Origin of the sequence: Rhodopirellula maiorica SM1 (genome assembly GCF_000346295.1) — a bacterium.
GTDB lineage: Bacteria > Planctomycetota > Planctomycetia > Pirellulales > Pirellulaceae > Novipirellula > Novipirellula maiorica.
In genome coordinates this window covers 1-1000 of sequence record NZ_ANOG01000887.1, presented here as the reverse complement: position 1 = coordinate 1000, position 1000 = coordinate 1, and the positions used below count along the sequence as shown (strand labels likewise).

1 protein-coding gene is annotated in these 1000 nt (G+C 57.4%); it reads right to left on the bottom strand.

The window, feature by feature from the left end:
* Positions 1–962: AMP-binding protein (locus RMSM_RS28270; RefSeq protein WP_236622332.1), on the bottom strand; the 962-nt coding region annotated here is incomplete at its 3' end.
* Positions 963–1000: the final 38 nt, after the last annotated feature.

Sequence of the window (1000 nt, the reverse complement as noted above, 5' to 3'; positions counted from 1 at the left end):
TTCGGGGTGGAGTCGTCGACACGTCCCTCGGCAAGCTGGTCGCGGCTGACGGTTAGAAAATGTGGCTCTGCGGGACCGTTTCCGCCGGCGGCTAGCAGCGTGGCTTCGGCGAGTCCGTAGCAGGGGTAAAACGAGCTGGCGGAAAAATTGCAGCTCGAAAAACGGTGCGCGAAATCACTCAGCGTGCGTGGCATGATTGGCTCGGCACCACAGAACGCCGTCCGCCAGTTTGATAGATCCAGTGAATCGGTTTGATCGGGCGAGATGCGATCGATGCACAATTGGTAGGCAAAATTGGGGGCACCGCTGATCGTCGCCTTGTAGTCGCTGATCAATTGCAACCAACGAAGCGGCCGCTGGAGGAAGGCGCGTGGACTGATATATACCGAGGATCGGCCCATGTACAGCGATGCCAACAATCCGCCAATCAGCCCCATGTCGTGGAAAAACGGCAGCCAAAAGACGCCGGTTTCGGTTTCATTTGGATCGTCATCCAACCAAGGGATCTGAAATCCGCGACGAATTGCTTCGAGGTTGGCCATCACATTGCGATGACGGACCATCACGCCCTTGGGACGGCTGGTGCTGCCGCTGGTGTATTGCAGTAACGCAAGCGATTCTGGGTCAATCGACAGCGAATGTGGATCGATCCAGTTTGGTTGAGGATTCGCGTCGAACGATGGCAGCGAGGCGTCGGTCGCCAGATGTGGGATGTTCCTCGCTTCGTCGCACAATTTTTCGGGATCCATTCCCGCCAATGTTTCCGAGTCGGCAATGATGGCCGAGGGTAGACAATCGCGGGCGGCCGAATCGAGCCGCTCCATCACCCGGCCAGGTTTTGGGTAACAGGTCGGAACGGGAATCCAGCCGGCGACGTGAGCGGCGAAGAACCCAGCAGCAAACTCCAATCCCGGTGGGAACAACAACAATGCACGAGGTTGATCCTGATCAACCTGAGGCATCCGAGCGGCGAGTTCACAAATACGTGACCAAAGTTCGC